Source organism: Kribbella sp. NPDC050124, from assembly GCF_044460355.1.
GTDB lineage: Bacteria > Actinomycetota > Actinomycetes > Propionibacteriales > Kribbellaceae > Kribbella.
Map to the genome: position 1 here is coordinate 70,422 of NZ_JBITJU010000023.1, position 24,708 is coordinate 95,129.

The 24,708-nt window shown below is 69.0% G+C and carries 30 protein-coding genes; 22 read left to right on the top strand and 8 right to left on the bottom strand.

The features are described from left to right. The first annotated feature begins 153 nt into the window (after nt 1-153). The 11 genes from rpsP (at nt 154) to ACIBL3_RS36835 (ending at nt 7,908) form a co-directional block, all read left to right on the top strand. The gene (gene rpsP, locus ACIBL3_RS36785; RefSeq protein WP_396358520.1) at nt 154-660 is read left to right on the top strand and encodes a 30S ribosomal protein S16; all 507 of its coding nucleotides are present in this window, start codon (nt 154-156) and stop codon (nt 658-660) included. A gap of 5 nt (nt 661-665) precedes the next feature. Then, complete coding sequence (locus ACIBL3_RS36790) at nt 666-920, top strand: RNA-binding protein (protein WP_396358618.1); 255 nt, start codon at nt 666-668, stop codon at nt 918-920. A 92-nt stretch (nt 921-1,012) separates the two neighbouring features. Continuing rightward, nucleotides 1,013-1,561, top strand: a complete 549-nt coding sequence (gene rimM, locus ACIBL3_RS36795; RefSeq protein ID WP_396358521.1) for a ribosome maturation factor RimM — start codon at nt 1,013-1,015, stop codon at nt 1,559-1,561. After that, entirely contained in the window at nt 1,561-2,760 is a 1,200-nt protein-coding gene (gene trmD, locus ACIBL3_RS36800; protein WP_396358522.1) for a tRNA (guanosine(37)-N1)-methyltransferase TrmD, read from the top strand. Before rimM ends, trmD begins: the two co-directional genes overlap by 1 nt. Before the next feature lie 156 nt (nt 2,761-2,916). Next, nucleotides 2,917-3,276, top strand: coding sequence for a 50S ribosomal protein L19 (rplS, locus tag ACIBL3_RS36805; protein WP_360526380.1), 360 nt, complete (start codon nt 2,917-2,919; stop codon nt 3,274-3,276). A 100-nt stretch (nt 3,277-3,376) separates the two neighbouring features. Further along, on the top strand, nt 3,377-4,045 hold the full coding sequence (gene lepB, locus ACIBL3_RS36810; RefSeq protein WP_396358523.1) for a signal peptidase I: 669 nt from the start codon (nt 3,377-3,379) through the stop codon (nt 4,043-4,045). Further along, complete coding sequence (gene lepB / locus ACIBL3_RS36815; protein WP_396358524.1) at nt 4,042-4,809, top strand: signal peptidase I; 768 nt, start codon at nt 4,042-4,044, stop codon at nt 4,807-4,809. Before lepB (ACIBL3_RS36810) ends, lepB (ACIBL3_RS36815) begins: the two co-directional genes overlap by 4 nt. A gap of 279 nt (nt 4,810-5,088) precedes the next feature. After that, nucleotides 5,089-5,787 (top strand): ribonuclease HII, encoded by a 699-nt coding sequence (locus tag ACIBL3_RS36820; RefSeq protein WP_396358525.1) that lies wholly within the window; start codon nt 5,089-5,091, stop codon nt 5,785-5,787. Nucleotides 5,788-5,863: 76 nt separating this feature from the next. Then, nucleotides 5,864-6,187 (top strand): DUF2469 domain-containing protein, encoded by a 324-nt coding sequence (locus ACIBL3_RS36825; RefSeq protein WP_012922325.1) that lies wholly within the window; start codon nt 5,864-5,866, stop codon nt 6,185-6,187. 55 nt (nt 6,188-6,242) lie between these two features. Beyond that, a complete protein-coding gene (locus ACIBL3_RS36830) occupies nt 6,243-6,869 on the top strand; it encodes an RNA polymerase sigma factor (RefSeq protein WP_396358527.1) in 627 nt (208 codons plus the stop codon). Continuing rightward, nucleotides 6,862-7,908 (top strand): CU044_5270 family protein, encoded by a 1,047-nt coding sequence (locus ACIBL3_RS36835; protein ID WP_396358529.1) that lies wholly within the window; start codon nt 6,862-6,864, stop codon nt 7,906-7,908. Before ACIBL3_RS36830 ends, ACIBL3_RS36835 begins: the two co-directional genes overlap by 8 nt. A 63-nt stretch (nt 7,909-7,971) precedes the next feature. Here ACIBL3_RS36835 and dprA read toward each other — a convergent pair whose 3' ends face one another. The 4 genes from dprA to ACIBL3_RS36855 form a co-directional block, all read right to left on the bottom strand. Next, the gene (gene dprA / locus ACIBL3_RS36840; RefSeq protein WP_396358530.1) at nt 7,972-9,201 is read right to left on the bottom strand and encodes a DNA-processing protein DprA; all 1,230 of its coding nucleotides are present in this window, start codon (nt 9,199-9,201) and stop codon (nt 7,972-7,974) included. Continuing rightward, nucleotides 9,198-10,775, bottom strand: a complete 1,578-nt coding sequence (locus tag ACIBL3_RS36845; RefSeq protein ID WP_396358531.1) for a YifB family Mg chelatase-like AAA ATPase — start codon at nt 10,773-10,775, stop codon at nt 9,198-9,200. Before ACIBL3_RS36845 ends, dprA begins: the two co-directional genes overlap by 4 nt. Then, on the bottom strand, nt 10,775-11,131 hold the full coding sequence (locus ACIBL3_RS36850) for a YraN family protein (protein ID WP_396358532.1): 357 nt from the start codon (nt 11,129-11,131) through the stop codon (nt 10,775-10,777). The genes ACIBL3_RS36845 and ACIBL3_RS36850 overlap by 1 nt, the downstream gene beginning before the upstream one ends. A gap of 75 nt (nt 11,132-11,206) precedes the next feature. Next, the gene (locus tag ACIBL3_RS36855; protein ID WP_396358533.1) at nt 11,207-12,817 is read right to left on the bottom strand and encodes an APC family permease; all 1,611 of its coding nucleotides are present in this window, start codon (nt 12,815-12,817) and stop codon (nt 11,207-11,209) included. Between the two features lie 137 nt (nt 12,818-12,954). Here ACIBL3_RS36855 and ACIBL3_RS36860 point away from each other — a divergent pair, with 137 nt between their 5' ends. From ACIBL3_RS36860 to ACIBL3_RS36870, 3 genes are all read left to right on the top strand, one after another. After that, nucleotides 12,955-13,896 carry a tyrosine recombinase XerC gene (locus ACIBL3_RS36860; protein ID WP_396358534.1) on the top strand — a complete coding sequence of 314 codons (942 nt, stop codon included), beginning with the start codon at nt 12,955-12,957 and terminating at the stop codon, nt 13,894-13,896. 61 nt (nt 13,897-13,957) lie between these two features. Next, nucleotides 13,958-14,437 (top strand): RrF2 family transcriptional regulator, encoded by a 480-nt coding sequence (locus tag ACIBL3_RS36865; RefSeq protein WP_396358535.1) that lies wholly within the window; start codon nt 13,958-13,960, stop codon nt 14,435-14,437. Nucleotides 14,438-14,488: 51 nt separating this feature from the next. Further along, nucleotides 14,489-14,887, top strand: a complete 399-nt coding sequence (locus ACIBL3_RS36870) for a VOC family protein (protein ID WP_396358536.1) — start codon at nt 14,489-14,491, stop codon at nt 14,885-14,887. Here ACIBL3_RS36870 and ACIBL3_RS36875 read toward each other — a convergent pair. Beyond that, complete coding sequence (locus ACIBL3_RS36875) at nt 14,884-15,504, bottom strand: M23 family metallopeptidase (RefSeq protein ID WP_396358537.1); 621 nt, start codon at nt 15,502-15,504, stop codon at nt 14,884-14,886. The genes ACIBL3_RS36870 and ACIBL3_RS36875 overlap by 4 nt on opposite strands. A gap of 316 nt (nt 15,505-15,820) precedes the next feature. Here ACIBL3_RS36875 and rpsB point away from each other — a divergent pair, with 316 nt between their 5' ends. From rpsB to ACIBL3_RS36905, 6 genes are all read left to right on the top strand, one after another. Then, nucleotides 15,821-16,756: a 30S ribosomal protein S2 gene (gene rpsB / locus ACIBL3_RS36880; protein ID WP_396358538.1), complete on the top strand. Its 936-nt coding sequence runs from the start codon at nt 15,821-15,823 to the stop codon at nt 16,754-16,756. A gap of 133 nt (nt 16,757-16,889) precedes the next feature. Next, entirely contained in the window at nt 16,890-17,708 is an 819-nt protein-coding gene (gene tsf / locus ACIBL3_RS36885) for a translation elongation factor Ts (RefSeq protein WP_396358539.1), read from the top strand. A 52-nt stretch (nt 17,709-17,760) separates the two neighbouring features. Next, the gene (gene pyrH / locus ACIBL3_RS36890) at nt 17,761-18,522 is read left to right on the top strand and encodes a UMP kinase (protein ID WP_360526336.1); all 762 of its coding nucleotides are present in this window, start codon (nt 17,761-17,763) and stop codon (nt 18,520-18,522) included. 191 nt (nt 18,523-18,713) lie between these two features. After that, complete coding sequence (frr, locus tag ACIBL3_RS36895) at nt 18,714-19,268, top strand: ribosome recycling factor (RefSeq protein WP_360526410.1); 555 nt, start codon at nt 18,714-18,716, stop codon at nt 19,266-19,268. Continuing rightward, nucleotides 19,268-20,116, top strand: coding sequence for a phosphatidate cytidylyltransferase (locus tag ACIBL3_RS36900; protein ID WP_396358540.1), 849 nt, complete (start codon nt 19,268-19,270; stop codon nt 20,114-20,116). Before frr ends, ACIBL3_RS36900 begins: the two co-directional genes overlap by 1 nt. After that, nucleotides 20,113-20,700, top strand: a complete 588-nt coding sequence (locus ACIBL3_RS36905; RefSeq protein WP_396358541.1) for a GNAT family N-acetyltransferase — start codon at nt 20,113-20,115, stop codon at nt 20,698-20,700. Before ACIBL3_RS36900 ends, ACIBL3_RS36905 begins: the two co-directional genes overlap by 4 nt. Here the strand turns inward: ACIBL3_RS36905 and ACIBL3_RS36910 are convergent. Both ACIBL3_RS36910 and ACIBL3_RS36915 read right to left on the bottom strand, forming a co-directional pair. After that, nucleotides 20,693-21,694 (bottom strand): LLM class flavin-dependent oxidoreductase, encoded by a 1,002-nt coding sequence (locus ACIBL3_RS36910; RefSeq protein ID WP_396358542.1) that lies wholly within the window; start codon nt 21,692-21,694, stop codon nt 20,693-20,695. The genes ACIBL3_RS36905 and ACIBL3_RS36910 overlap by 8 nt on opposite strands. Before the next feature lie 28 nt (nt 21,695-21,722). Then, the gene (locus ACIBL3_RS36915) at nt 21,723-22,292 is read right to left on the bottom strand and encodes a TetR/AcrR family transcriptional regulator (RefSeq protein WP_396358543.1); all 570 of its coding nucleotides are present in this window, start codon (nt 22,290-22,292) and stop codon (nt 21,723-21,725) included. A gap of 52 nt (nt 22,293-22,344) precedes the next feature. On the opposite strand from ACIBL3_RS36915, the gene ACIBL3_RS36920 reads away from it, so the two are divergent. After that, nucleotides 22,345-23,313 (top strand): saccharopine dehydrogenase, encoded by a 969-nt coding sequence (locus ACIBL3_RS36920; RefSeq protein WP_396358544.1) that lies wholly within the window; start codon nt 22,345-22,347, stop codon nt 23,311-23,313. On the opposite strand, the gene ACIBL3_RS36925 is transcribed toward ACIBL3_RS36920, so the two are convergent. After that, nucleotides 23,310-23,708: a MarR family winged helix-turn-helix transcriptional regulator gene (locus ACIBL3_RS36925; protein WP_396358545.1), complete on the bottom strand. Its 399-nt coding sequence runs from the start codon at nt 23,706-23,708 to the stop codon at nt 23,310-23,312. The two genes, ACIBL3_RS36920 and ACIBL3_RS36925, sit on opposite strands and share 4 nt — an antisense overlap. Nucleotides 23,709-23,769: 61 nt before the next feature. On the opposite strand from ACIBL3_RS36925, the gene ACIBL3_RS36930 reads away from it, so the two are divergent. Further along, entirely contained in the window at nt 23,770-24,666 is an 897-nt protein-coding gene (locus tag ACIBL3_RS36930) for an LLM class flavin-dependent oxidoreductase (protein WP_396358546.1), read from the top strand. Nucleotides 24,667-24,708: the final 42 nt, after the last annotated feature.

Genomic DNA, 24,708 nt, shown 5'->3' on the forward strand with positions numbered 1-24,708 from the left:
GCCGAATCTGGCACAATGGCCTGCTGAGTCCGTCCAGGTTTCGTGCAGCCCTCTAACTCCACTGCCTGGCCGGCCCATTCGAGTGGTCACCCGTTGTCCCCACGACGCTGTGCTGCTCACCCAGACATGTAATCCAAGGGAGACCCCACAAACGTGGCAGTCAAGATCCGTTTGAAGCGCATCGGCAAGAAGCGTGCGCCGCACTACCGCATCGTCGTGATGGACGCCCGGACCAAGCGGGACGGCCGGGCCATCGAGGAGATCGGCAAGTACAACCCGAAGGCCGAGCCGTCGTTCATCCACGTCGAGTCGGACCGGGCGCAGTACTGGCTGGGCGTCGGCGCGCAGCCGACCGAGGCCGTCGAGGCGATCTTCAAGGCCTCCGGTGACTGGCAGAAGTTCAAGGGTGAGGACGCGCCGGCGCCGCTGAAGGTCAAGGAGCCGAAGCGGGACAAGCAGGAGATCTTCAACGAGGCCCTCGCCGAGGCGCACGGCACGCTGAAGACCGAGGCCGTCACCGCGAAGAAGACCGCGGCGAAGAAGACCGCCCCGAAGGCCGACGACACCGCGAAGGACGACGCGCCGAAGGCTGACGAGGCCGCCGCCGAGGCTCCGGCCGAGGCCGCTGCCGACGCGCCCGCCGACGACGCCAAGGCCTGACCATGATGGAGACCGAGGCGCTCGAGCACCTGGTCCGAGGCATCGTGGACAACCCTGACGACGTCAGTGTCCGCTCCCGCAACCTGCGGCGCGGCCGCACCCTCGAGGTGCACGTGCACCCCGACGACATCGGCAAGGTGATCGGCCGCAACGGCCGGACCGCGACCGCGATCCGCACCGTCGTCGGCGCGCTCAGCTCCGAGTCGTCGCTGCGCATCGACTTCGTCGACGAGCTCAACCGGCGTGGTGGCCGGCGCTGACCTCGTAGTACTTCGGAAGGGCCGCACCCGTCGCGGGTGCGGCCCTTCGCCATATCCTCAGGTCATTCGTGAACAGCAGAAGGGTTGTACCGGTGTTGGTGACAGTCGGGCGGATCGGCCGGGCGCATGGGATCCGGGGCGAGGTCGGCGTGGACGTCCGGACGGACGAGCCGGACCGGCGGTTCGCCGACGGCGCGACGGTCGTCACTTCCTCGAAGACGCCCCGGACGCTCACCGTCCAGACCAGCCGCTGGCACAGCGGGCGGCTGCTGGTGAAGTTCGCCGAGGTGCCGGACCGGACCGCGGCCGAGCAGTTGCGCAACCTGTTCGTGCAGTCCGAGGTGGACGAGGACGCGCGCCCCGAGGACCCGGACGAGTACTACGACCGCGACCTGATCGGCCTCGCCGTCCGCACCGCTGACGGAGCCGAGGCGGGCGAGGTGATCGACGTCGTCCATCTGCCGTCGCAGGACCTCCTGGAGATCCGCCGGCCGGCCGGCAACGCCGTACTGGTGCCGCTGGTGGGGGAGCTGGTCCCGGAGCTCAACGTCGAGAAGGGGTACGTCGTCGTGGCGGACCGGCCCGGTCTGCTCGACCCGGAGGGCGCCGACGTGGTTCCGACCGAGCCAGGCGCGGACTGATGAGACTGGACGTCGTCACGATCTTCCCGGAGTACTTGGCCGCACTGGACCTGTCTCTGGTCGGCAAGGCGGCGAAGAGTGGCCTGCTGGACGTCAACCTGCACGACCTGCGCGAGTGGACCACCGACCGCCACCGGACCGTCGACGACACCCCGTACGGCGGTGGCGCGGGCATGGTGATGAAGCCGGAGCCGTGGGGCGAGGCCCTCGACGCGATCGCACCCCCGGACGGCCCTTCGCAGCCCAGGCTGATCGTGCCGACCCCGGCGGGCCGCCCGTTCACGCAGGAGCTCGCGTACGAGCTTGCTGCCGAGCCGTGGCTGGCGTTCGCGTGCGGCCGCTACGAGGGCATCGACGCACGGGTCGCGTCGTACGCGGGGGAGCGGATGCGGGTCGACGAGGTCTCGATCGGCGACTACGTGCTCAACGGCGGTGAGGTCGCCGTACTGGTCATGGTGGAGGCGGTCGCGCGGCTGCTGCCCGGCGTGATCGGCAACCCGGAGTCCCTGGCCGAGGAGTCCCACTCGGGTGACGGGCTGCTGGAGTACCCGGTCTACACGAAGCCGCCGACCTGGCGCGGGTACGACGTACCGGACGTGCTGTTGTCGGGTAACCACGGCCTGATCGCGAGCTGGCGTCACGAGGAGTCAGTACGGCGTACTGCTGAGCGTCGGCCCGATCTGCTCGCGGCGTGGGGCGATGTGGTCGCGGGGAAGGACGATGCGACGTCCCAGGTCCGCGTACTGCCCGCCACGGAGGCTGACGCGGGGGAGATCCACACGCTCCAGTTGGCTGCCTTCCTGTCGGAGGGGCGCGCGTACGACGACCTGTCCATTCCGCCACTGGTGGAGGACGCGGCGGCGAGCGTCGAGCGGCTGACGCAGGGCGGCGTACTGAAGGCTGTCGCGGGCACCCGGATCGTCGGCTCGGTGCAGATGACCGTGGACGGCGCCGTGGCCCGGATCGGCCGGCTTATCGTGGCGCCCGACTGGCAGGGCCGCGGTCTGGGCGGCCGGTTGCTCCGAGTGGCCGAACAACTCGCGCCCGCCGAGGTCACGTCGTACGAACTGTTCACGGGTGCGGAGAGTGACCGGAATCTTGGTCTGTACCAGAAAGCCGGTTACCGAGAGGTGCGACGGGAGCGGCAGACCGAGAAAGTCGAGCTGGTGCTGCTCGCCAAGCGTCGCAGGCGGCGCTGATTTCGTCCCGGCTGGGGCGGTGTGGCAAGATTGTTCGCTGCTGCCCTTCGGTGCTCCTGCCACAGGGGGTGACCATCGACCGGCAGCGTTTTGATGACTTCATCACCACTGACATTCGTGGGTGACCTGTGGCACGCGCGAGGAAGAGAACACCTGATGAGCAACGTCCTGAACGAGCTCGACAACTCGAGCAAGCGCGACGACATCCCCTCCTTCCGTCCCGGTGACACCGTCAAGGTGCACGTCAAGGTCGTCGAGGGCAACCGGTCCCGCGTCCAGGTGTTCCAGGGTGTCGTGATCCGGCGCCAGGGTGGTGGCCTGCAGGAGACCTTCACGGTCCGCAAGGTCAGCTTCGGTGTCGGCGTCGAGCGCACCTTCCCGCTGCACACCCCGATCGTCGAGAAGATCGAGGTCGTCACCCGCGGTGACGTCCGCCGGGCCAAGCTCTACTACCTGCGCGAACTGCGCGGCAAGGCGGCCAAGATCAAGGAGAAGCGCGAAGTACCGGCCTCCTGAGCTCGCCTCACGACGACGGTCAGGTATGGCGCCGAGCACTGCGACTCGCGCTCGCCCGGTAGCCAGGAGAGCACGTCGCAGCAAGGGTCGTCATCGCAGGATGAAGCAGCGGAATCCGCTGCTCAGCCTGCTCGTCGAGATGAGCACGGTGACCGTGCTCGCGCTCGTCATCACGGTCGTACTGCGCCTGTTCGTCGCCGAAGCGTTCTACGTGCCGTCGGAGTCGATGTACGACACGCTCACCACCAACGACCGGATCCTGGCCGAGAAGATCAGTTACATGCACCGCGACGTGGATCGCGGCGACATCATCGTCTTCAAGGACCCCGGCAACTGGCTGAACGAGGAACAGGCCGAACCCGGCCCGTTCCGCTCGCTCGGTGAGTTTGTCGGCATCCTGCCGCGCAGCGGTGAGGGCCACCTGGTCAAGCGGGTGATCGGCATCGGCGGCGACCGGGTGATCTGCTGCGACCGGGCCGGGCGGATCACGGTGAACGGCATCCCGCTGGACGAGCGCGAGTACCTGCTCCAGGACGCCAAGCCGTCGTTGATGCCCTTCAACGTGCAGGTGCCGGCCGGCCATCTGTGGGTGATGGGCGACAACCGCGCCGAGTCCGCCGACTCCCGCGCCCACATGGGCGGCCCCGGCGGCGGATTCGTCCCGGTCGAGAACGTGGTTGGCCGGGCCTGTTGCGTAATCTGGCCGTCTGACCGGATGACGATGCTGCGTCCTCCGGAAACCTTCAAGAAGCCGGGGCTCAAGAAGTGACCGATACACCGACGAAGACGCCGGAGAAACCCGCTCACCGCTCGGGTTTCGCCGCGGCCGCCCGTGAGTTCGTCCTGATCGTGGTCGGGGCGCTCATCGTCTCGTCGATCCTGCGCGCGTTCGTCGGGCAGATGTTCATCATCCCGAGCGAGTCGATGGAGAACACCCTGCTGGTCGGCGACCGGGTGGTGGTGGAGAAGCTCACCAGCGTCGAACGCGGCGACGTGGTCGTGTTCGAGGACCCGGGCGGCTGGCTCGGCCCGGAGGAGAGCGGCCAGAAGCGCGGCTCGGTCGGCCGGTTCTTCGAGGTCGTCGGCCTGCTGCCGGACTCCAGCCACGGTCACCTGATCAAGCGGCTGATCGGCATGCCGGGCGACAAGGTCGCCTGCTGCGACGAGAAGGGCCGGCTGCTGGTCAACGGCCAGCCGCTCGAGGAGACCGCCTACCTGTACCCGGGCGACGCGCCGTCGCAGATGGAGTTCCAGGTCACCGTCCCGGCCGGCCGGGTCTTCGTGATGGGCGACCACCGGTCCGCCTCCGGCGACTCCCGGGTGCACCTGAGCGACACCAGCGCCGACGGCGGCAGCACCGGCGACGCCGCCTTCGTCCCGATGGACAAGATCACCGGCCGCGCCGTCCTGGTCGTCTGGCCCGCCGGCCGCTGGTCCAAGCTCGGCGTCCCCGACACCTTCAAGTCCGTCCCGGCCGCCACCCAGCCGCCCCCGGACAAACCCTCCATCTCCCTCACCGCACCCCCGAAGTAATCGAGCCCCCGGTGCCCCAGACCCCCTCCCCGCTCCAGGCCCCGGCAGCCCGCTCGACGCAGCTCACCCCTGCCCACCCCACGCCTGCCCGCTTCGATCTGCCTCGCCCAGCGCAGCACCACGTCCTCGCGAGGCGGGACCTCACGCCTGCCCCGGCCGTCGCCCCGTGCTGCTCCGGCAGTGCGCTGAGCGTCCGGCTTCGTGCGATTCACCCCGGGTGCCGCAGAGTCTGCGTGGGATGCCTAGGGTTGGGGTTGTGGGTGGAGTTCGGAGGGCCGCATGAGCGTGATGCCTCGGGGGAGCACGGTGCGGCGGGACGCCGGGTTGTACGGGTACGAGCGCGCCTTGCGCCGTGTCGGCCTCGACCCCATTGCCGGCGTCGACGAGGCCGGTCGTGGACCTTGCGCCGGCCCGCTCGTCGCCGCCGCGGTGATCCTGCCGGACGGCAAGCGCGGCCAGATCCCCGAGCTCGCCGACTCCAAGCTGCTCACCGCCAAAGCCCGCGAGCGCTGCTACGACGAGATCCGCAAGCGCGCCCTGGCCTGGTCGGTCGTCTCCATCGAGGCAACCGAATGTGACCGCCTCGGCATGCACGTGGCGAACGTCGAGGCGCTCCGCCGTGCGCTGTTCCGGCTCGACGTCCGTCCGTCGTACGTGCTGACCGACGGCTTCGGCGTGGACGGTCTCGGCGTACCGGGCCTGGCGATCTGGAAGGGTGACCGCGTGGCGGCTTGTATCGCCGCGGCATCTGTGATTGCGAAAGTGACGCGTGACCGGGTGATGGAGCACTGGGATCAGGTGTACCCGCAGTACGGTTTCGGGGTTCACAAGGGCTACTGCACGCCTGAACACCAGGCGGCACTGGACGAATACGGCCCGTGCCCGCAACACAGACGGCGGTTCGAGAATGTCCGCCGCAGTCTGCGGCCCGATATGGGACAGAATGTGACCAGTCCCACCGGAGTGGAGAGCCTGTGAGTGAGCGTAGCGAGCGAACCGACAGCAGAGCCGCCCTCAGCGCTCATGCCGGAGCCGAGCGCAGCGAGGTAGAGGTATGAGCGCTGACGACCTCGAGAAGTACGAGACCGATATGGAGCTTCAGCTCTATCGGGAGTACAAGGACGTCGTCGGGATCTTCAAGTACGTCGTGGAGACCGAACGGCGCTTCTACCTGTGCAACGCGGTCGACCTGAAGGTCCGCACCGAGGGCGGTGACGTCTACTTCGAGGTGACGATGGCCGACGCCTGGGTCTGGGACGTCTACCGGTCCGCGCGGTTCGTGAAGAACGCCAAGGTCGTCACCTTCCGCGACGTGAACATCGAAGAACTCGCCAAGTCCGACCTGGAAGTCCCCAAGGACTCCGACTTCGGTCGCTGACCCCACCCGACCGCCCGGGCGTGAACGTCCGCGGCGTGTCCGGGCAATCAGGGGTATGACAGTGACCGATACCACCGGGTCCGTGGCGCGCGACCGGCCACCGCCCGACCCGACGGCTGACCCCACGGCTGACCGGCCCGACCTTGCCGGGCCGGCTATGGCCGACGAGTTCGCGCGCTTGTTCGACGAGCACGCCGTACCCATGCACAGGTACCTGGCGCGCCGGGTCGGCGCGGAGCAGGCGCACGACCTGGTCAGCGAGACGTTCCTGACCGCGTTCCGGCAGCGGGACACCTACAACCCGGCGACGGCTGCGGCGAAGGCCTGGCTGTACGGGATCGCGACCAACCTCGCCCGGCGATATGTCCGCCAGGAGGTCCGCGGGCTGCGGGCCACCGCCCGGGCCGGCCGCCGCGAACCCGACGACCTGGCAGCGCACGACGGCCGGGTCGCCGAACAGGTGGACGCCCAGCAGCTCGCCCGCCGGATCGCGCCGGCGATCGCGGATCTGTCCGAGGGCGATCGCGACGTCCTGCTGCTCACCTCGTGGGCCGGACTGTCCACGGTCGAGGTGGCCGACGCGCTGGGCATCCCGGTCGGGACCGTGCGCTCCCGCCTGCACCGCGTCCGCCGCCAACTGCGCATCCTGACCACGCCCGAGGAGGCACCCGACCATGACTGACCTTCGCCCCATCGACGACCTCGACCGCGCCCTGTCGACCCTCCACGCCGACATCGAAACCGACACCAACCGCATCAACCAGACCAGAACCGACTTCCTCAACGCGCTGAGGCACCCGACCGACCAGCACCAAACCCCCATGCCGGCCGTCAAGAGGCATGGGTCACGGCGCCGGTGGTTGGTCGCGGCCGCGGCGGCGATCGCGCTCGTGGCGGGTGGATCGCTCTACACGTCGACGCTGGATGGCAGTTCGGCGGAGGCCAAGGTCGAGCTGGACGGCGCCGCGCAGCGGATCGCCGCGACCCCCGACCCGGTCGTTGCGCCGGGCAAGTACCGCTACCTGGTCTGGCATGTCTGGAACAAGAACTACGCAGAGACGCCCGGCGGCGGCCTGGAGTACCTGGAAGAGGCCGTGCGGGAGGTCTGGGTGCCAGCAGACATCCGCGGCACCTGGTATCGGCGAGACACCAACACCGGACGCCACCAGTGGGTCAAGGGCTCTGACGAGGAAGCACGCAAGGCCGGCATCACGTTTGACCGGTCCTCCGAGACGGATACGGCCAAGTGCGGCGCCTTCGAAGGCGGCGGACCGTGCGCCGAGAACGGCGGCTGGCAGGACCCGTCGCTCGAGTGGATCGCAGGCCTGCCCCGGGACCCGAACGCGCTGTACGAGCAACTGAAGAAGGACGGCACGATCGACGGCAACGACCGTGGCGAAACCCAGCTACTCGTCACAGCCCAGGACGCCCTCCGGACCGGCATGCTCCCGGCTGACATCCGGGCCGGCCTCTACCGTGCCCTCGGCAACCTGAAGCACCTCAAGATCACTGACAAGGCAGCCAACCTCGACGGCCAGATCGGGATCGCCTACAGCAGTGACGACGGCTCCTCCCGCGAGGAGATCGTCATCGATCCCAAGACGGGCGCCTACATCGGCTCCCGCGAGGTAGCCACCTCCGGCCGCAACCGAGGCCAGGTCCTCTCCTACAGCTCCTTCACCACCTCCATCGCCCCAGCCCCCTGGAAAACCCCGCGCTGACACCAGCCCGATGGGCCCGGCACCCGCCGGGCCCATCGGGCGTCGGCGTGCTTTCGTGCGGTGTCAGGGGGTGGTTGGAGGTAAGCGCCAGCCGGTGGGGGTTTGGTGGATTAGGGCCAGGGCTTCGAGGGTTTGCAGGGATTGTTGGGTGGTTTCGAGGTCCAGGCCTGCGGTGGTGGCTATGCGGGTGGTGGGTGCTGGTGTGATGACGGGGACTGCGTCGAGGGTTCGGCGGAGGTCGTGGGACAGGTCGTCGGTGGGGTTTCTGGGGGCTTGGGGGTACGGCGTGAGGCGGGTGCCCAGCGGGGAGATGGCTTCGATGATGTCGGCGACGTTGGTAACGAGGATGGCGTCGCGTTCGCGGACCAAGAGATGTGCGCCCTCGGACATGCGGGACGTGATCGGCCCTGGTACGGCGAGCACGGGGCGGCCGCACTGCTCGGCCCAGCCGGCGCTGTTGAGTGCGCCGCTCCGAACGGCTGCTTCGATCACGACCGTCCCGAGGGTGACCGAGGCGATCAGCCGGTTGCGGGCGAGGAACCGCAACCTGGTCGGCGAACAGCCCGGCGGCAGCTCACTCACGACCAGCCCCTCTTCGACGATCCGGCTGAACAACGCCGAGTTGCGCCGTGGGTAGCTGACATCCGCCCCACAGGCGAGCACCGCCACCGTGACGCCCGAGCCGGCCAGCGCACCTCGATGAGATGCCGCGTCGATCCCGAAGGCGCCACCCGACACCACCGTGATCCCGTTCTCCGACAGCCCGAACGCCAGCTCGGCCGCGACGTGCTCGCCGTACGACGAACTCGCGCGAGCACCCACCATCGCGACCGATCGCTCGAGCACCTGGCGCAGATTCGCTGGACCTCGCACCCACAACCCGAACGGAACTCCGGCCCGGCGGGTCAGCTGCCCCGCTTCCGCAAGCACCTCCACCTGCTCAGGCCACTCGTCGTCGCCCGGGATCACGAACCGCACGCCCGCAGCGGTAGCGCGCTCCAGGTCGCGTTCCGGCGCTGCCTCAGCGAAGCGGGTCGTCCACCGCTCGAAGCCACGAGACCCCTGTCGCAGGACTTCCCAGATCTCCAGCACTTCCATCCCGTCGAACGCCTGCAACGCCGCCAGATCGCCCGGCTCGACCACTCGGGACAAGCCGACCCGGGCCAGTCGCTCGTCGTCGCCCGGCCCGCCGCCGGCCGAGTTTGGAGGGCCGCCCGTCCCGCCGGCTCCTGCTCTCGAGGCATCGGCAGTGTGGTCGGCGACGTCGGTGCTGGGAGGGCATTTGGTGGTCATGCGGCAGATCCTTTGAGGGGGCGGACGTCGGTCAGGTCGGTGAGCGGCTCACCGGTGCGGAGTTGGAAGGCTTGATGCGTGAGCTCGGCGGTGGGCAGGTCGATACCCAGCAGATCGGCCAAGGTCCAGGCCAGGCGGACGACTCGGTCGAACCCGCGGGCGGTGAGGCGACCGGCGGCGTACAGGTCTTCGAGCATCTTGTGGCTGGCGGCATCCAACGGGAAGTCGCGACGGAGAACCGGGCCGGGAATCTCGCTGTTGAGGATCCAGCCGGTGTCGCGGTAGCGGTGTGCCTGCCGATCACGGGCCGCCTTCACCCGCTCGGCCACGATGGCCGTCGACTCGGGCTTCTCCCCGTCGGTGATCGCTCGCGCGGCCGGCAGGATCTGGCGCTGGATGTCGAGCCGGTCCTTGATCGGTCCACTGATCCGCTGCCGGTAGCGCGCGAGCACCTGCGGCGTACAGGTGCAGATCCCACGTGTCGTGCCAGACAGGCCGCAGGGGCAGGGATTGGCCGCGAGCACGAGCATGAACCGCGCCGGAAACTTGGCGACCGCGGCCGATCGGTGCACCTCGATGAAGCCGGACTCGAGTGGCTGGCGCAGCGTGTCCAGGGTCAGCGGATGCATCTCCGGCGCCTCGTCGATGAACAGGATCCCGCGATGCGCGCAGCTGATCGCGCCTGGTCGAGGCATCCCCGAACCACCACCGACCAGACTCGACAGCGACGCCGTGTGGTGCGGCGCGATGAACGGCGGACGGACGACCAGCTCCGCATCGCTGGTGAGCAGGCCGGCGAGTGAATGCACCGCCGACACCTCGAGCGAGTCGTCCGTGCTCAGGTCCGGCATCAACCCCCCGAGTCGCTCCGCCAGCATCGTCTTGCCCGATCCGGGCGGACCGTGCAGGAACAAGTGATGACCGCCCGCCGCCGCGGCCTCGATCGCTTTCCGCCCTTCACGTTGACCGATCACGTCGTCCAAGTCGACGTCGGGCACCCGGGTCAGCGACTCGGACAACAGCCGCGGCTCGGCGCGTGGCGGCGCCTCGTCCGGGATCTCGTCCCCGCGCAACATCGCCAGCACCTGCCGCAACGACCGAACGCCGTACACGTCGATGCCAGGGACGAGCCGGGCTTCGCCGGCATTCAGCTCCGGTACGACGATGCGCGCGAAGCCGGACCGGGCCGCGGCCAGCGTCATCGCGAGCGCGCCACGGACCTCACGGACCCTGCCGTCGAGGCCGAGCTCGCCGATCATCGCGGAGTTGCGCAATGCCTCGATCTCGAGGACTCCGGCGGCCGCCAAGAGCGCGCAGGCGATCGCGATGTCGTAGTGCGAGCCGGTCTTGGGCAGGGTTGCCGGTGAGAGCCCGATCGTGACCTTGCGGTCGGGGAATCGCTCGCCGCTGTTCACCACCGCGGCCCGGACCCGGTCGCGGGCCTCGGACAGCGAAGCGTCGGGCAGCCCGATCAGTGTCGTCTTCGGCAGGCCTTGCGCGATGTCGGCCTCGACCTCGACGAGGTGCCCTTCGAGACCGACCAGCGCGACGGACCACGTCTGTGCGAGCGGCATCAGACCGCGCCCCTCACGTGGTCCACGCGCGGTGGGGTGTTGTGGTCCAAGAGCACGGCGACGACGTCGATCCGGATCGCCGCGGGCTTGAGCTGATGGGTCTGCAGCCAGCGCCCGGCCAGCTTCCGCAGAGTCGCCAGCTTCCGGTAGGTGATCGACTCCAGCGGGCTGCCGTAGTTGAGCCCGCGGCGGGTCTTCACCTCGCACACGACGAGCGCGTCGCCGTCTCGCGCGACGATGTCGATCTCGCCCAGCTCGCAGCGCCAGTTGCGCTCGAGGATGACGAAACCCTCGTCCGTCAGATACCTCGCGGCGAGATCTTCGCCGTACTGCCCGACTGTCTTCCTGGTCCGCATCGATGACCACCTCCGGCTAAGAACATGCCGGGATCGGGCACCGATTCAGCGGGTGACTTTCGGGCTGTGGACAACTCAGCTGCGCATGTGTTTACCGCGGGTCGGCTTCTGCGGCGGGGTCCGCACGGCGCGAAGCTCGCTCTCGTGGCGGATCGCCTGCAGGCCGCCCGTTCCGGGGTCGGTGTCGCCGAGGTCGTAGTCCCAGCTGTCCTCGTTCGCCAGCCGGCTGTGCCAGCGGCCGTACAGCCCGTAGATCAGGATGCCGACAAGCATCCAGATGCCGAACTTGGTCCAGGTGCTCGTCTTCAGGTTGAGCATCAGCCACACGGTCGAACCCAGCGACACCAGCGGGACCAGCGGAACCAGCGGCACGCGGAAGCCACGCTCGAGGTTCGGCTCGGACCGGCGCAGCGTGAGCACGCCGATCGCACAGAACGCGAAGCAGAACAGCGCACCGATGACCAGCAGCTCTTCCAACTCGAGCACTTGCGGGTACAGCGTGAGTGCCAACGCGGCGAAGCCGGCCGCGGCGGCCGCACGGGCGGGGGAGGAGTAGACCCGGCTGACTCGGCCGAGGCTCTTCGGCAGCAGGCCGTCACGACCCATGTTGAACAGGACGCGGCTCTGCGCGATGAGCACCACCATGATCACCGTCATCAGAGCGAGCAAAGCGCCTAGGTTGACCACCTTGGCGGCCCAGCCGACCCCGACCGCGGCCATCGCCTCCGACACCGGTGCGCTGCCGCCGAGCTCGCCGTACGGGCGCATGCCGACCAGGACGACCGCCATCGCGATGTACAGGATCGTGACTGCCCCGACGCCGAGCAGCATGCCCTGCGGGACCGTCTTGCGCGGGTTCCGGGCGTCCTCCGACGCGGTCGCGATCAGGTCGAAGCCGATGTAGGCGAAGACGATCGAGCTGGCCGCCGTGAAGATGCCCATCATGCCGAACGAGCCGAACGACGAGTCCAGGATCCAGCCGAGCAGGGTCGGACTGGCGGTCGCGGGCGCGGCCCGGGCCATCGGCACGAACGGCGAGTAGTTGTCGGTGTTGATGTGCATCGCGCCGACCACGATGACCAGCAGGATCACCGCGACCTTCGCGATCACCACGACCGTCAGCACCCGGGCCGACAGCTTCGTCCCGGTGACGACCATCGCCGTCAGGATCAGCAGCAGCAGTGGGGCGACGAGGTTGACCTTCGCGTCCGGCCCGAAGAACTGCGCGACTCCGGCGGGCAACGTCACGCCGAATCCGTCCAAGGTGGCCAGGAAGTACGCCGACCAGACGCGGGCCACGATCGCGGCAGCGGTGACGAGCTCGAGCACGAGCGCCCAGCCGACCAGCCAGGCCCACATCTCGCCGAACGTCACATAGCTGAAGGTGTACGCGCTACCCGAGACCGGGATCGTGGACGACAGCTCGGCGTAGCAGGCCGCGGCCAGCACACACACGATCGCGGCGATCACGAACGACAGGATCACGGCCGGACCGGCGACCTTGGCCGCCTGGTTGCCGCTGATGCTGAAGATGCCGGACCCGATCATCACGCCCAGGCCAAGTACGACCAGGTCGCGACGACCGAACAGGCGCGGCAGACGGTGCCGCGCGTCCTCGACTCGAGTGAACGCCGACTCGACCGGCAGGCGCCGGCCTACGGTCTGTCCGTTCGCTGAGGGGGCCATGGTCAGGGGTGCCTCCGTTGCTACTAGGGCAATCGGGCCGAACAGTAGTCGACCGTCGGGCTATCGACCAGACCCTCCTCTCTCCGGCGCCCGCGCGGTGGCTTGCGATGCCGGGTCTGCTCCCGCATGGTCGAGGCATGGCGCCGGACGATGTCGGTACGAACCCTTCCTGGCCGGAAGGTTTCACAGTGTTACTGACCGACTACGAACGGCATCTGGCGGCGGAAAGAGACCTCAGCAGACATTCGGTCAGAGCGTACCTTGGAGATGTCGAGAATTTACTCGAACATTTGATTCGGCTTGGTCACGATGATCTCGCCGGCCTGGACATCCGGGGGCTGCGGTCCTGGCTGGCCAAGCAGCAGAGCCTCGGGAAGTCGCGCAGCACGATGTCGCGCCGTGCGACCGCCGCGCGGGTCTTCACCGCGTGGGCGCAGCGGACCGGCCGGATCAGCACCGATCCAGGCGCTCTGCTCGCGAGTCCACGGCCGCACAAGAGTCTGCCCGGCGTACTCGGACAGGCGGACACTCGCGCAGTCCTGGACGCGGCGGCAGTAGCGGCCGACGACGGCAGCCCGATCGGTCTGCGCGACCTGGCGATCATGGAACTGCTGTACGCGACCGGGATCCGCGTCGGCGAACTCTGCGCACTCGACATCGACGACATCGACCCGTCGCGCCGCGTGGTCCGCGTCTTCGGCAAGGGCCGCAAAGAGCGCTCGGTCCCGTACGGCGTGCCGGCCGAACGAGCACTCCGCCGCTGGCTGGACGAGGCACGGCCGCAGTTGGCTCGGCAGGGGAGCGGGCCCGCGGTGTTCCTCGGCGCCCGTGGTGGCCGGATCGATCAGCGCGCGGTACGGCGTCTCGTCCACGAGCGGATCGGTGTCGTCGACGCCCCCGACCTGTCACCGCACGGCCTGCGTCACACTGCCGCAACGCACTTGCTCGAAGGCGGTGCGGATCTGCGCAGCGTCCAGGAACTCCTCGGTCACGCGTCGCTGGCGACGACGCAGATCTACACCCACATCTCCACCGACCGCCTTCGCAAGGCCTACGAACAGGCTCACCCACGGGCCTGAGCCCGAGTGTCGGCGGGTGGGGTACGGCGCGGGTGCGGGGGAATGCGGCAGACTGCGGGGCATGCGGGTTTCGGCGAAGTCTGACTATGCGTTGCGAGCGCTGATCGAGATCACTCAGCGCTGGGTGGCCAGCGACCCCTCGGTCGTGTCGGCCGAGGAGCTCAGTCGAGCCCAGGGGATCCCGCACGGCTTCCTCCAGGGGATCCTCGCCGACCTCCGGCGCGCGGGCATCCTGGCGAGTCAGCGCGGGCAGTCCGGCGGGTGGAAGCTGGCGGTGGATCCGAACGAGATCTCGGTTGCCGACGTGATGCGCGCGGTGGACGGGCCGATCGTCAGCATCTCCGGCGTCCGGCCCGAGAGTGTCGACTACAACGAGCGCGCCGTCGTGCTGCAGCGGGTCTGGATCGCTGCCCGCGCGAGCCTGCGGGACGTGCTCGAGCACACCACGCTGACCGACTTGGCCAAGGGCAAGCTCCCGGCGGGCGTCGAGCGCCGCTCCCGCGACGAAGACGCCTGGCAGGCTCGCGTCCCCGGAAGCTGACGAAGTGTTAAAGTGTGGGCTTATATAAGCCAACACTGAAGGAGGAGAGAGATGGCTGGGCAGAAGATCACCACGTTCCTGATGTTCGAGGGCGCGGCCGAAGAGGCGATGACCTTCTATCTCTCGCTCTTCGACGACGCGGAGGTCGTCTCGATCACCCGCTACGGCGCCGAAGGGCCGGGCCCCGAGGGGTCGGTGATGCATGCGCTGTTCAGGCTTGCCGGGCAGGAGTTCATGTGCATCGACAGCTTCGTCAAGCACGACTTCACGTTCACGCCGGCAGTCTCGCTGTACGTCGACTGCGCGGACGAGGGCGAGGTCGACCGCCTGTACGCCGCGCTGTCCGAGAAGGGCAGCGCGTTGATGGCGCTCGGCGACCACGGCTTCAGCCGCAAGTTCGGCTGGGTCAACGACCGGTTCGGAGTCTCCTGGCAGCTCAACCTGGCCTAGTGCCGCCTGATCATCAGGCCGGCGGCAAGGGTCAGCGCAGCCGCGGTCGCGACGACAGCCGCCCCGGCCCGCTCGCCACGCGCAGGCGGCGCTGAACCGTCGGCCACCGGTTGAGGCGGATGGGCATCGGGTGGCGCGAGCGCGGCCGGGGTGAGGGGTAGCAGGCGGACCGGTCGGTCGGGGAGCAGCGTCAACGGGTTGAGGTAGGTCCTGCCCTGGACGAGGCCCCAATGCAGGCAGGTTACCGGAGCGCAGTGCGACCCCGCGGCCGAGAGGCGACCGATGACCGTCCCCGGCGTGACGGTCGTGCCGACCTTGGCGCCGGACACGACCGGCTCGTACGTCGTCCGCCGTACCCCGGTGGACACGACGACGACACCACGGCCGGCGAGCTGGCCGGCGTACGTGATCGTGCCTGCGGTCGCCGCGCGTACGGGTTGACCGGGGGAGCCGGACAGGTCGACGCCGCGATGGCCGGGGAGCCACGGTTTGGCCGGCAGGTCGAAGCCGCGCACGACCGCCGGCCGCGGCGTCAACGGCCAGACGGCAGGATCCGGCGGCGCCGCGACCGGAGCGATCGGAGCGACAGGGGTCAGGAGGCTGAGGAGAATCTTCATGCCTGGAACATGCCGTGGAACGACCCGCTCACGGACGGTGAGTTCGGGGCCTGTGGACAACCCGTCCCCGGTTCGCTTCCACCCCCGGGCGTCCCGTACACTTCCGGTGGCGTCCCATGCGAGTGGGACGACTACGCATGCCCGCACAACAGTGCGTCCTCCTCGGTCCCGGCTGACCCCGGGATGAGGCCGTACGACGGGCATCAGGCGTGGTGGACCACCCGGCCCACCACGAGACAACCGAGTAGGCCCGGAACAGACGCCCGGGCCGAAAAAGGCCCGGATGAGCGCCCGGGCCGACAGGAGGAACCACCTCATGGCCGTCGTGACCATGAAGCAGCTGCTCGAGAGCGGCGTGCACTTCGGGCACCAGACCCGTCGCTGGAACCCGAAGATGAAGCGCTACATCCTCACCGAGCGCAACGGCATCTACATCATCGACCTGCAGCAGTCGCTGTCGTACATCGACCGCGCCTACGAGTTCGTCCGGAGCACTGTCGCCTCCGGTGGCTCGATCCTGTTCGTCGGCACCAAGAAGCAGGCCCAGGAAGCGATCGCCGAGCAGGCGACCCGGGTCGGCATGCCGTACGTGAACCAGCGCTGGCTGGGCGGCATGCTCACCAACTTCCAGACCGTGAACAAGCGGCTCCAGCGGCTCAAGGAGCTCGAGCTCATCGACTTCGACGACGTGGCCGCCTCCGGCGTCACCAAGAAGGAGCTGCTGCAGAAGCGGCGCGAGCACGACAAGCTGCTGAAGACCCTCGGCGGTATCCGCGACATGGCCCGGGTCCCGGCCGCCGTGTGGATCGTGGACACCAAGAAGGAGCACCTCGCCGTCGACGAGGCGCGCAAGCTGAAGCTGCCGATCATCGGCATCCTGGACACCAACTGCGACCCGGACGAGGTCGACTTCCCGATCCCGGGCAACGACGACGCGATCCGCTCGGTCGGCCTGCTGACCCGCGTGGTCGCCGACGCCGTCGCCGACGGCCTGATGTCGCGTGGCGGCCAGGGTGCTGCCGCAGCCGGTGAGGAGCTGGGCGCCGAGGAGCCGCTGGCTGCCTGGGAGCGCGAGCTGCTGGAGAGCCAGAACGGCACCGCCGAGGCGAAGACCGACGCGCCGGCCGAGGCCAAGGCCGAGACCCCGAAGGCTGACGAGGCCCCGAAGGCCGACGACGCCCCGAAGGCCGAGGAGACCCCGGCCGCCGAGGCTCCGAAGGCTGACGAGGCCCCGAAGGCCGACGAGGCCTGACAGCCCTGGATGCCGCCCGGCGCAGGCCGGGCGGCACCCACCCCCAAGCAGCAGCAGCCTGACTGGCGCGCGCTAGCCGGACCACCCCGCACGCCGCCCATCCAGCCGCACCGACAAGACGAGAGAACGAGGAATGGCGAACTACACCGCCGCTGACGTGAAGAAGCTCCGCGACGCGACCGGCGCGGGCATGATGGACGCGAAGAAGGCGCTCGAGGCGACCGACGGCGACTTCGAGAAGGCGATCGAGGAGCTGCGCATCAAGGGCGCGGCCAAGGCCGCCAAGCGTGGCGCCGAGCGCTCCGCCACCAACGGCCTGGTGGCCGCGGCGGAGAACGCCCTGGTCCAGCTCAACTGCGAGACCGACTTCGTCGCCAAGAACGAGCAGTTCCAGCAGCTGGCCGCCGACATCGTCGCGCACGCCGCCGCGAGCAAGGTGGGCGACATCGAGGGCCTGCTGGGCGAGAAGCTGGCCGACGGCAAGAGCGTCGCCGAGAACATCGAGGCGCTGGCCTCGGTCATCGGCGAGAAGCTCGAGCTCGGCAAGGTGGCCGTGTTCGACGGTCAGGTGACGGCGTACATGCACAAGCGCGCCGCGGACCTGCCGGCCCAGGTCGGCGTCCTGGTCGAGTTCGAGGGCGACAACGTCGAGGCCGCCCGGGGCGCCGCCATGCAGGCCGCCGCGATGCGCCCGCTGTACACCACCCGCGACGAGGTCCCGGCCGAGACGGTCGAGAACGAGAAGCGGATCGCCGAGGCGACCGCCCGCGAGGAGGGCAAGCCGGAGCAGGCGCTGCCGAAGATCGTCGAGGGCCGGGTGAACGGCTTCTTCAAGGAGGTCGTGCTGCTCGAGCAGGCGTCGGTCCAGGAGAGCAAGAAGACCGTGAAGGCCGTGCTCGACGAGGCCGGCGTGACCGTGAAGCGGTTCGCCCGCTTCGAGGTCGGCGCCTGAGGCCCTGGCCCACCGAGGACAGCACGAAGCAACGATCGAGGAGGCCGGAATCGTGACGGAAGCCCTGGGTACCGAGACGAGACCGGCCTCTTCGCCGTTCGATCCGGCCTACCACCGGGTGCTGCTCAAGCTGTCGGGTGAGGTGTTCGGCGGCGGCAAGCTCGGCGTCGACCCCGACGTGGTGAACTCGATCGCCAAGCAGGTCGCCGAGGTGGCCCGGGCCGGTGTCCAGGTCGCCGTGGTGGTCGGCGGCGGCAACTTCTTCCGCGGCGCCGAGTTGCAGCAGCGCGGCATGGAGCGGAACCGGGCCGACTACATGGGCATGCTCGGCACCGTGATGAACTGCCTGGCCCTGCAGGACTTCCTGGAGAAGCTCGGGATCGAGACCCGGGTGCAGACCGCGATCACGATGGGCCAGGTCGCCGAGCCGTACATCCCGCGCAAGGCCGAGCGGCACCTGGAGAAGGGCCGCGTGGTGATCTTCGGCGCCGGCTCCGGGATGCCGTACTTCTCCACCGACACGGTGGCCGCGCAGCGCGCGCTGGAGATCGGCGCCGAGGCGCTGCTGATGGGCAAGCAGGGCGTGGACGGGGTGTACGACTCCGACCCGAAGAAGAACCCGGACGCGGTCAAGTTCGACCAGCTCTCCTACGACGACTTCCTGGCCCGCGGGCTGCGGGTGGCCGACGCCACCGCGATCAGCCTGGCCCGGGACAACGCGCTGCCGATCGTCATCTTCGGCCTCGAGGAGGGCAACATCGCCCGGGTCGTGCGCGGCGAGAAGATCGGCACCGTGGTCTCGCTGGGCCAGTAGCCGGCGGGCGTCGCGCGTACGGCGTACGCCGTACACCAGGCCGGGATCGGCCTGGCGGCCGGCAAGCACTAGGATCGGTCGACACACGGGCATGACGTCCGTTGTCTGGTAAACCTGCGTTCGTAGGGTTGCTGTGTTGCTGGTTAGGGAGGCCGCGCCGAGGCGGCCCTGAGGAAGCGAGGAATGTCGTGATCGACGAAGCTCTCCGCGAAGCCGAGCAGAAGATGGCGAAGGCCGTGGAGGTCGCGAAGGACGACTTCGCCGCGATCCGCACCGGCCGGGCGCACCCGCAGATGTTCGCCAGCCTCCTGGCCGACTACTACGGCACGCCGACGCCGCTGCAGCAGCTGGCCGGCTTCCAGGTGCCGGAGCCGCGTACCGTGCTCATCTCGCCGTACGACAAGGGCGCGATGAACGCGATCGAGAAGGCGATCCGCGACTCCGACCTGGGTGTGAACCCGGGCAACGACGGCGCGGTGATCCGGGTCGTGATGCCGCAGCTGACCGAGGAGCGGCGCAAGGAGTACATCAAGGTCGCCAAGTCCAAGGCCGAGGAGGCCAGGGTCTCGGTGCGCAACATCCGCCGGCACGCCAAGGACTCGATGGAGAAGTCCATCAAGGACGGCGAGACCGGCGAGGACGAGGGCAAGAGTGCTGAGAAGCGGCTCGACGGGTTGACGAAGAAGTACGTCGACTCGATCGACGAGCTGCTCAAGCACAAGGAAGCCGAACTGCTCGAGGTGTGATGGGCGTCGAGAGCACGCCCGCGCCGAGTCCCAGCCCGAGCCGCGCCGGGCGGAACCTGCCCGCGGCGATCGGGGTCGGGGTAGGGCTCGGCGCGCTGATCCTCGGATCGCTGTTCTGGCAGAAGGTCCTGTTCACCTTCCTGGTGCTGGCCACCGTGCTGGTGGCCGTCGACGAGATGATCAAGGCCCTGCGCACCGGCGGGGCGGTCATCCCGCGGATCCCGCTGTTCGCGGGGACGACGGCGATGCTGCTGGCGGCGTACTTCGGTGGTCCGATGGCGCTGCTGGTCGCGCTGGCGATCACTGTGCTGGCCACGATCTTCTGGCGGATGCCGGGCGGTTCGGTCGGGTTCGTCCGTGACGCGAGCGCCGGTGTGTTCCTGATCGGCTACGTGCCGTTGCTGGCCGGGTTCGCGATCCTGCTGGTCCAGCCGGAGGCGGACGGACCGATGCGGGTGCTGACCTTCTTCCTGGTCGTGGTCGCGAGCGATGTCGGCGGGTACGCGGCGGGCGTGCTGTTCGGCAAGCACCCGATGGCGCCGACGATCAGCCCGAAGAAGTCCTGGGAGGGCTTCGCCGGCTCGACGCTGGCGTGTATCGGCGCCGGCATCGGGTCGGTCGTCTGGCTGCTCGACGGGGACTGGTGGGCCGGTGCGATCGTCGGCGCGGTGGCCGTCTGTACGGCGACCGTCGGCGATCTCGGCGAGTCCATGATCAAGCGGGACCTCGGCATCAAGGACATGTCGAACCTGCTGCCCGGTCACGGCGGCGTGATGGACCGGTTGGACTCCTTGCTGGCAACGGCTCCGGCGGTCTGGCTCGTGCTGCACCTGCTGGTGAAGTCATGACGATCGCCCCGGACGGACGGCCGCTGGCCGGCAACGTCGTACGACTGGACCGGCTCGTTGCCTCCGACATCGAGCCGCTGTACGACGCGATCGCCCACGAGCAGGTGTACGCGTCCGGCTTCGGTGGCGGCATCGCCGGACTGCCTGCCGATGCGGCCGAGATGGCCGCGCAGTGGGTGGACTCGTCGGCGAAGCGGGTGGCGTACGTCGTCCGGATGGTTGCCGACGGCACAGTCGTCGGCACGACGAGCCTCGGCGACGTCGACCTGGCCAACGAGTCGGCGCACCTCGGCTGGACCGGATACGCGCCGTCGGTGTGGGGTACCAAGGTCAACCCGGAGTGCAAGTTCCTGCTGCTGCGGCACGCGTTCGAGGACTGCGGGTTCGGCCGGGTGAAGATCCAGACCGGTACGGCGAACACCCGGTCGCAGGCCGCGATCGCCAAGCTGGGCGCGACCCGGGAGGGCGTGCTACGCCGGCACAAGCGGCTCGCGGACGGGTCGTTCCGCGACACCGTGGTGTTCTCGATCCTGGCCGACGAGTGGCCCGAGGTCCGCAAGCGGCTGGAGGACCGGCTCAGCTGACGGTGCTGCGCGTCCCGGCCAGCTCGGCGAGGGCGGCGTACGTGCGCAGCAGGTCGGACCGGTCGTAGGTGCTTGTCGTCAGCAACACCTCGTCCGCGGCCGTCCGGCGGACCAGTCCGCCGAGGGCGGAGTCGACCTCCTCCGGGGTGCCGTAGATCTGGCCGCGCAGCGACTGCTCGAAGAACCCGCGCTCCTTCTCGGTCATTGCCCGGTCCTGCGCCGGCTCCAACGGAGGAAACACCCCACGCGTGCGGGAGTAGGCGCTCGACCACGCCTCAGGCAGGAGCAGTTGCCTGGCCTCTTCAGTCGTCTCGGCCACGGCAGCAGTCGCAGCGAGTACGATGTACGGTCTCGGAGCCCACGTGGACGGCTGGAACTCGTTGCGGTAGCGGTCCAGGAGTTGCAGGAGGTCTGACTCCACCCGGACGCCCGCGATGACCAACGGCAGGCCGAGCGACGCCGCGATGAGCGCGCCTTCTCCTACGGCGAGGATGAACGGAGGAACGCGCAGGCCCTCACCAGGGCGGGCGTGGACCTGGTTCTGGTGCGTGCCCTCGAAGTAGCCGAGGAGCTTTTGCACCTGGACAGCGAAGTCCTCGGCCGCGTCCTTCTCGACGCCGAGCGCGCGGCGGATGCCATTGGTGAAGCCGACCGAGCGCCCCAGACCCATGTCGATGCGCCCCGGGAACAGCGACTCCAGCACGCCGAACTGCTCAGCCACCACGAGCGGCCGGTGGTTCGGCAGCATCACTCCGCCGGTGCCCACGCGGATCCGGCTGGTGTTCGCCGCGACAGCCGCCGCCAGCACGGTCGGCGCTGACCCGACCACACCGGGCACGCTGTGATGCTCGGACACCCAGAACCGCTTGTAGCCAAGCTCTTCCACCTGCCGAGCCAGTGCCACGGTCTGCCGCAGCGTCTCGGCCTCCGACTCACCGACCCGCGTCCGGGATCGATCCAGCACCGACAACGGAACACCTGTCAGCGCGGCCATACTTGGTCCAACCGCTACGCCGGCAAGCTCATTCCAGCTTCCCCACGATCAGATCAGCCAGCGCGGCGACTGCGTCTGTGGCCGTTGCCCGCTGCAGGGCCAGCTCAGCGGCGATCGCCTCAGCCGCACCTAGTACGCCGACACAGCGCAGCCGGAGCGCTTCCGCGGAGAGCTGGGAGTACGGCGCCAGTGCGTCGGCTATCACCTTCGTATAGGTGTCGAGCAACTCGTGCTGCATCGCTTCGGCCTCCGGGTTCCCCTTCAGCGCGGCCGAGACGGCGGAGAACTCGGGCATGTCGGTGGCGCACGCGAAGTAGGCGCTGCTCATGACGCGAGCGATCGCCGGAGCATTGGGCTCGGCGGCATCCAACGCCTCGATCAGCGCCGTCCGGTGTCGCTCGTCAAGTTGCCGGTAGACCTCGAGCAGAAGGCCGGCGCGGGTGCCGAAGTGGTCGTACACGATCGGCCGGCTCACGCCCGCCGCCTCGGCGAGGGTGACCAGCGTGAGGCCGTCGGTGCCGCGAGCCCGCACCAGCCCAGCCGCGGCGTCGAGCAACTGGTCCCGCCTGGCCTGCTTCGACAAGCGCACTTGCGTCATGCCGGGAGTCTAAGCTACAAAATGTAGCCTACAAAATGTAGCTTAGGAGGACATGGTGACATCAGTTCTGATCCTGGGTGGCTCGGGCCAGGCCGGTTCCGGGGCCGCGATGCTGCTGCGGCGCTGGTATCCGGACCTGCCGCTGACGATCGCGGGACGCAACCTGGACCGCGCGCAACGGGTCGCGGACGAGCTCGGCGGCGCGACAGCGGCGACCGTCGACCTGCAGAGGCCTGACCTCGGTCTGCAGACCGATCACTCGGCGGTGGTCGCGGCGATCTGGGACAGCCAACTGCACGGCCTGCGGTATGCGCAGGATCGCGGGCTGCCGTACCTCAGCATCTCCAGCGGCTTGATCGAGATCGCCCCGGAGGTCGTCGCGAATGCTCAGCGCCCGAACGCCGCGCCGGTCCTGGTGGCCAGTCACTTCTGTGCCGGCGTGCTGATCCCCGCGGTACTCGAGTTGGTCCGGGATTTCGGTCCCGTCGACACGGTTCGGATCGGTGCGGTGCTGGACGAGTCCGACATCGGTGGGCCGGCGGGACTGGCCGACCTCGAGCGCTGGGCTGCCGCCGCTCCGGCGGGATTGGTACGGCGTGACGGAGTCTTCCACTGGGTCAGGGACGAGCAGGCTTCCGTGACCACCCTGGACGGAACTGCCATGACGGGCGAGCGCATCGGCATCATCGACGTACCGAGCCTCGCCCTGGCCACGGGAGCGGCGAATGTCAGCTTCGACTTCGCGGTTGGTGAGTCCGCGGGCCGCCGCCGGGGTGTGGGTCCCTCGCTCGAGGTGCGGATCGATCTGGCGCGGGCGTGGGAGTCGGTCGGCAAGACACACTTCCTCGTCCACCCGGAGGGCCAGCGTCCGTTGACCGCGCTCGGTATCGCGCTCGGCGTCGAGCGGCTGCTCGGCCTCCGCGGGGAGCCCGTCTCGCCGGGCCTCCACACTCCGGAGGGCATCCTCGACCCGCCTTACGTGGTCGAGCGCCTGACCGAGATCGGCGCCGCCTTCGCCTAGAGCAGCTTGCGGAGATCTTCGCGGAAGCGGGTGCTGGAGGTGAGCGGCGCGAGGAACTCCCGTTCGACCTTGATGCGGACCTGCTCGGCCCTCTCGAGGGTGTCCTCGCCGTGCGGGGTGAGGGCGACCGTGTTGCGGCGGCGGTCGGTCGGGCTCCGGCGGCGCTCGACCAGGCCACGGTCCTCGAGGGAGTCGAGCAGGTCGCCTATGGAGGTGCGGTCGACGCCGAGCCGGGCGGCGACCTCCAACTGGGAGAGCGGCTCCTCCGACGCGACGGTCGACAGTACGGCGAGATCGCGGCCGGTGATGCCGAACGGCTCGAGCGCCTTCGCCTGCTCCTCGGTCAGTCGTGCTTGCACGTGCTTGAGCAGATACCCCAGCCGGTCGGACATCATGACCGCAATCTACCGGGGAACTGATCTTCAGGGAGACTGATCATCAGTTACACTGACGATTATGCCACTCACCTTCGGGCTGAAGACCACGCCCATGCACGTCCCGTACGCCGACATCCAGCGCGTCTGGCTGGAGGCGGACCAGATCCCCGAGTTCCGCGATGCCTGGCTGTGGGACCACTTCCTCCCGCTCGCCGGTCCCAAGGACGGTCCGGTGCTGGAGGGCTGGACGCTGCTCAGTGCGCTGGCCGCGCAGACCACGCGCCTCCGCCTCGGACTGCTGGTCACGAGCAACCGCGTCCGCCCGCCGGCCGTGCTCGGCAAGATCGCCAGCACGCTCGATGTCATCTCGGGTGGTCGCCTCACGGTGGGCATCGGCGCCGGCGGCACGCATCAGCCGCCGGGCGCCGGAGGCATCCCAGGCGACAACCCGGCCATCGCCGAGTATGCGGCGTACGGGCTGGACCTGGTGCCGCCGCGTGAGGGTGTCGACCGGCTGCGCGAGACCGTCGAGATCCTGCGTGGGATGTGGACCCAGGACGTCTTCGACTACCGCGGCCGCTACTTCACTCTCGAGGCGAACCAGAACGAGCCGAAGCCGCTCCAGCGCCCCGGTCCGCCACTGCTGATCGGGGGCTGGGGCAACCGGATGATCCACCTGATCGCCGAGCACGCCGACATCTGGAACATCAGCGGTCCGCCGCACAACGATCTGGACTTCCTCGCCGACCGGGTACGACGCCTGGACGCGGAGTGCGCCCGGATCGGCCGGGACCCCGCCGGCGTCAGCCGCTCACTCCAGCTGATCGTCTCGTACGACGACCCGGCGGCGACCAGGCGGACGGTCCAGAGCGCGGCCGAACTGGGGTTCGACCACATCGTCCTCTCGCTGCCTCGCCCGTACCCGGAGCACGCGGCGCACTGGCTGCGCGACGAGATCATCCACCCTTCGACCTGAGCGGCTGTGATCCTGCGCACGCTGGGGATGTGAATTTGTGAA

What these genes read in the sequence shown, in the direction of transcription:
- lepB (WP_396358523.1), top strand. Translation starts at nt 3,377, where the DNA reads ATGAAGCAGCGGAATCCGCTGCTCAGCCTGCTCGTCGAGATGAGCACG.
- ACIBL3_RS36920 (WP_396358544.1), top strand. Translation starts at nt 22,345, where the DNA reads ATGGTGACATCAGTTCTGATCCTGGGTGGCTCGGGCCAGGCCGGTTCC.
- rpsB (WP_396358538.1), top strand. Translation starts at nt 15,821, where the DNA reads ATGGCCGTCGTGACCATGAAGCAGCTGCTCGAGAGCGGCGTGCACTTC.
- ACIBL3_RS36845 (WP_396358531.1), bottom strand. Translation starts at nt 10,775, where the DNA reads ATGCCGCTCGCACAGACGTGGTCCGTCGCGCTGGTCGGTCTCGAAGGG.
- ACIBL3_RS36790 (WP_396358618.1), top strand. Translation starts at nt 666, where the DNA reads ATGGAGACCGAGGCGCTCGAGCACCTGGTCCGAGGCATCGTGGACAAC.
- trmD (WP_396358522.1), top strand. Translation starts at nt 1,561, where the DNA reads ATGAGACTGGACGTCGTCACGATCTTCCCGGAGTACTTGGCCGCACTG.
- tsf (WP_396358539.1), top strand. Translation starts at nt 16,890, where the DNA reads ATGGCGAACTACACCGCCGCTGACGTGAAGAAGCTCCGCGACGCGACC.
- ACIBL3_RS36865 (WP_396358535.1), top strand. Translation starts at nt 13,958, where the DNA reads ATGCGGGTTTCGGCGAAGTCTGACTATGCGTTGCGAGCGCTGATCGAG.
- ACIBL3_RS36830 (WP_396358527.1), top strand. Translation starts at nt 6,243, where the DNA reads ATGACAGTGACCGATACCACCGGGTCCGTGGCGCGCGACCGGCCACCG.
- dprA (WP_396358530.1), bottom strand. Translation starts at nt 9,201, where the DNA reads ATGACCACCAAATGCCCTCCCAGCACCGACGTCGCCGACCACACTGCC.
- ACIBL3_RS36850 (WP_396358532.1), bottom strand. Translation starts at nt 11,131, where the DNA reads ATGCGGACCAGGAAGACAGTCGGGCAGTACGGCGAAGATCTCGCCGCG.
- ACIBL3_RS36870 (WP_396358536.1), top strand. Translation starts at nt 14,489, where the DNA reads ATGGCTGGGCAGAAGATCACCACGTTCCTGATGTTCGAGGGCGCGGCC.
- ACIBL3_RS36915 (WP_396358543.1), bottom strand. Translation starts at nt 22,292, where the DNA reads ATGACGCAAGTGCGCTTGTCGAAGCAGGCCAGGCGGGACCAGTTGCTC.
- rplS (WP_360526380.1), top strand. Translation starts at nt 2,917, where the DNA reads ATGAGCAACGTCCTGAACGAGCTCGACAACTCGAGCAAGCGCGACGAC.
- ACIBL3_RS36875 (WP_396358537.1), bottom strand. Translation starts at nt 15,504, where the DNA reads ATGAAGATTCTCCTCAGCCTCCTGACCCCTGTCGCTCCGATCGCTCCG.
- ACIBL3_RS36825 (WP_012922325.1), top strand. Translation starts at nt 5,864, where the DNA reads ATGAGCGCTGACGACCTCGAGAAGTACGAGACCGATATGGAGCTTCAG.
- ACIBL3_RS36905 (WP_396358541.1), top strand. Translation starts at nt 20,113, where the DNA reads ATGACGATCGCCCCGGACGGACGGCCGCTGGCCGGCAACGTCGTACGA.
- ACIBL3_RS36925 (WP_396358545.1), bottom strand. Translation starts at nt 23,708, where the DNA reads ATGATGTCCGACCGGCTGGGGTATCTGCTCAAGCACGTGCAAGCACGA.
- ACIBL3_RS36860 (WP_396358534.1), top strand. Translation starts at nt 12,955, where the DNA reads ATGGCGCCGGACGATGTCGGTACGAACCCTTCCTGGCCGGAAGGTTTC.
- ACIBL3_RS36820 (WP_396358525.1), top strand. Translation starts at nt 5,089, where the DNA reads ATGAGCGTGATGCCTCGGGGGAGCACGGTGCGGCGGGACGCCGGGTTG.
- ACIBL3_RS36855 (WP_396358533.1), bottom strand. Translation starts at nt 12,817, where the DNA reads ATGGCCCCCTCAGCGAACGGACAGACCGTAGGCCGGCGCCTGCCGGTC.
- ACIBL3_RS36910 (WP_396358542.1), bottom strand. Translation starts at nt 21,694, where the DNA reads ATGGCCGCGCTGACAGGTGTTCCGTTGTCGGTGCTGGATCGATCCCGG.
- ACIBL3_RS36930 (WP_396358546.1), top strand. Translation starts at nt 23,770, where the DNA reads ATGCCACTCACCTTCGGGCTGAAGACCACGCCCATGCACGTCCCGTAC.
- ACIBL3_RS36900 (WP_396358540.1), top strand. Translation starts at nt 19,268, where the DNA reads ATGGGCGTCGAGAGCACGCCCGCGCCGAGTCCCAGCCCGAGCCGCGCC.
- ACIBL3_RS36835 (WP_396358529.1), top strand. Translation starts at nt 6,862, where the DNA reads ATGACTGACCTTCGCCCCATCGACGACCTCGACCGCGCCCTGTCGACC.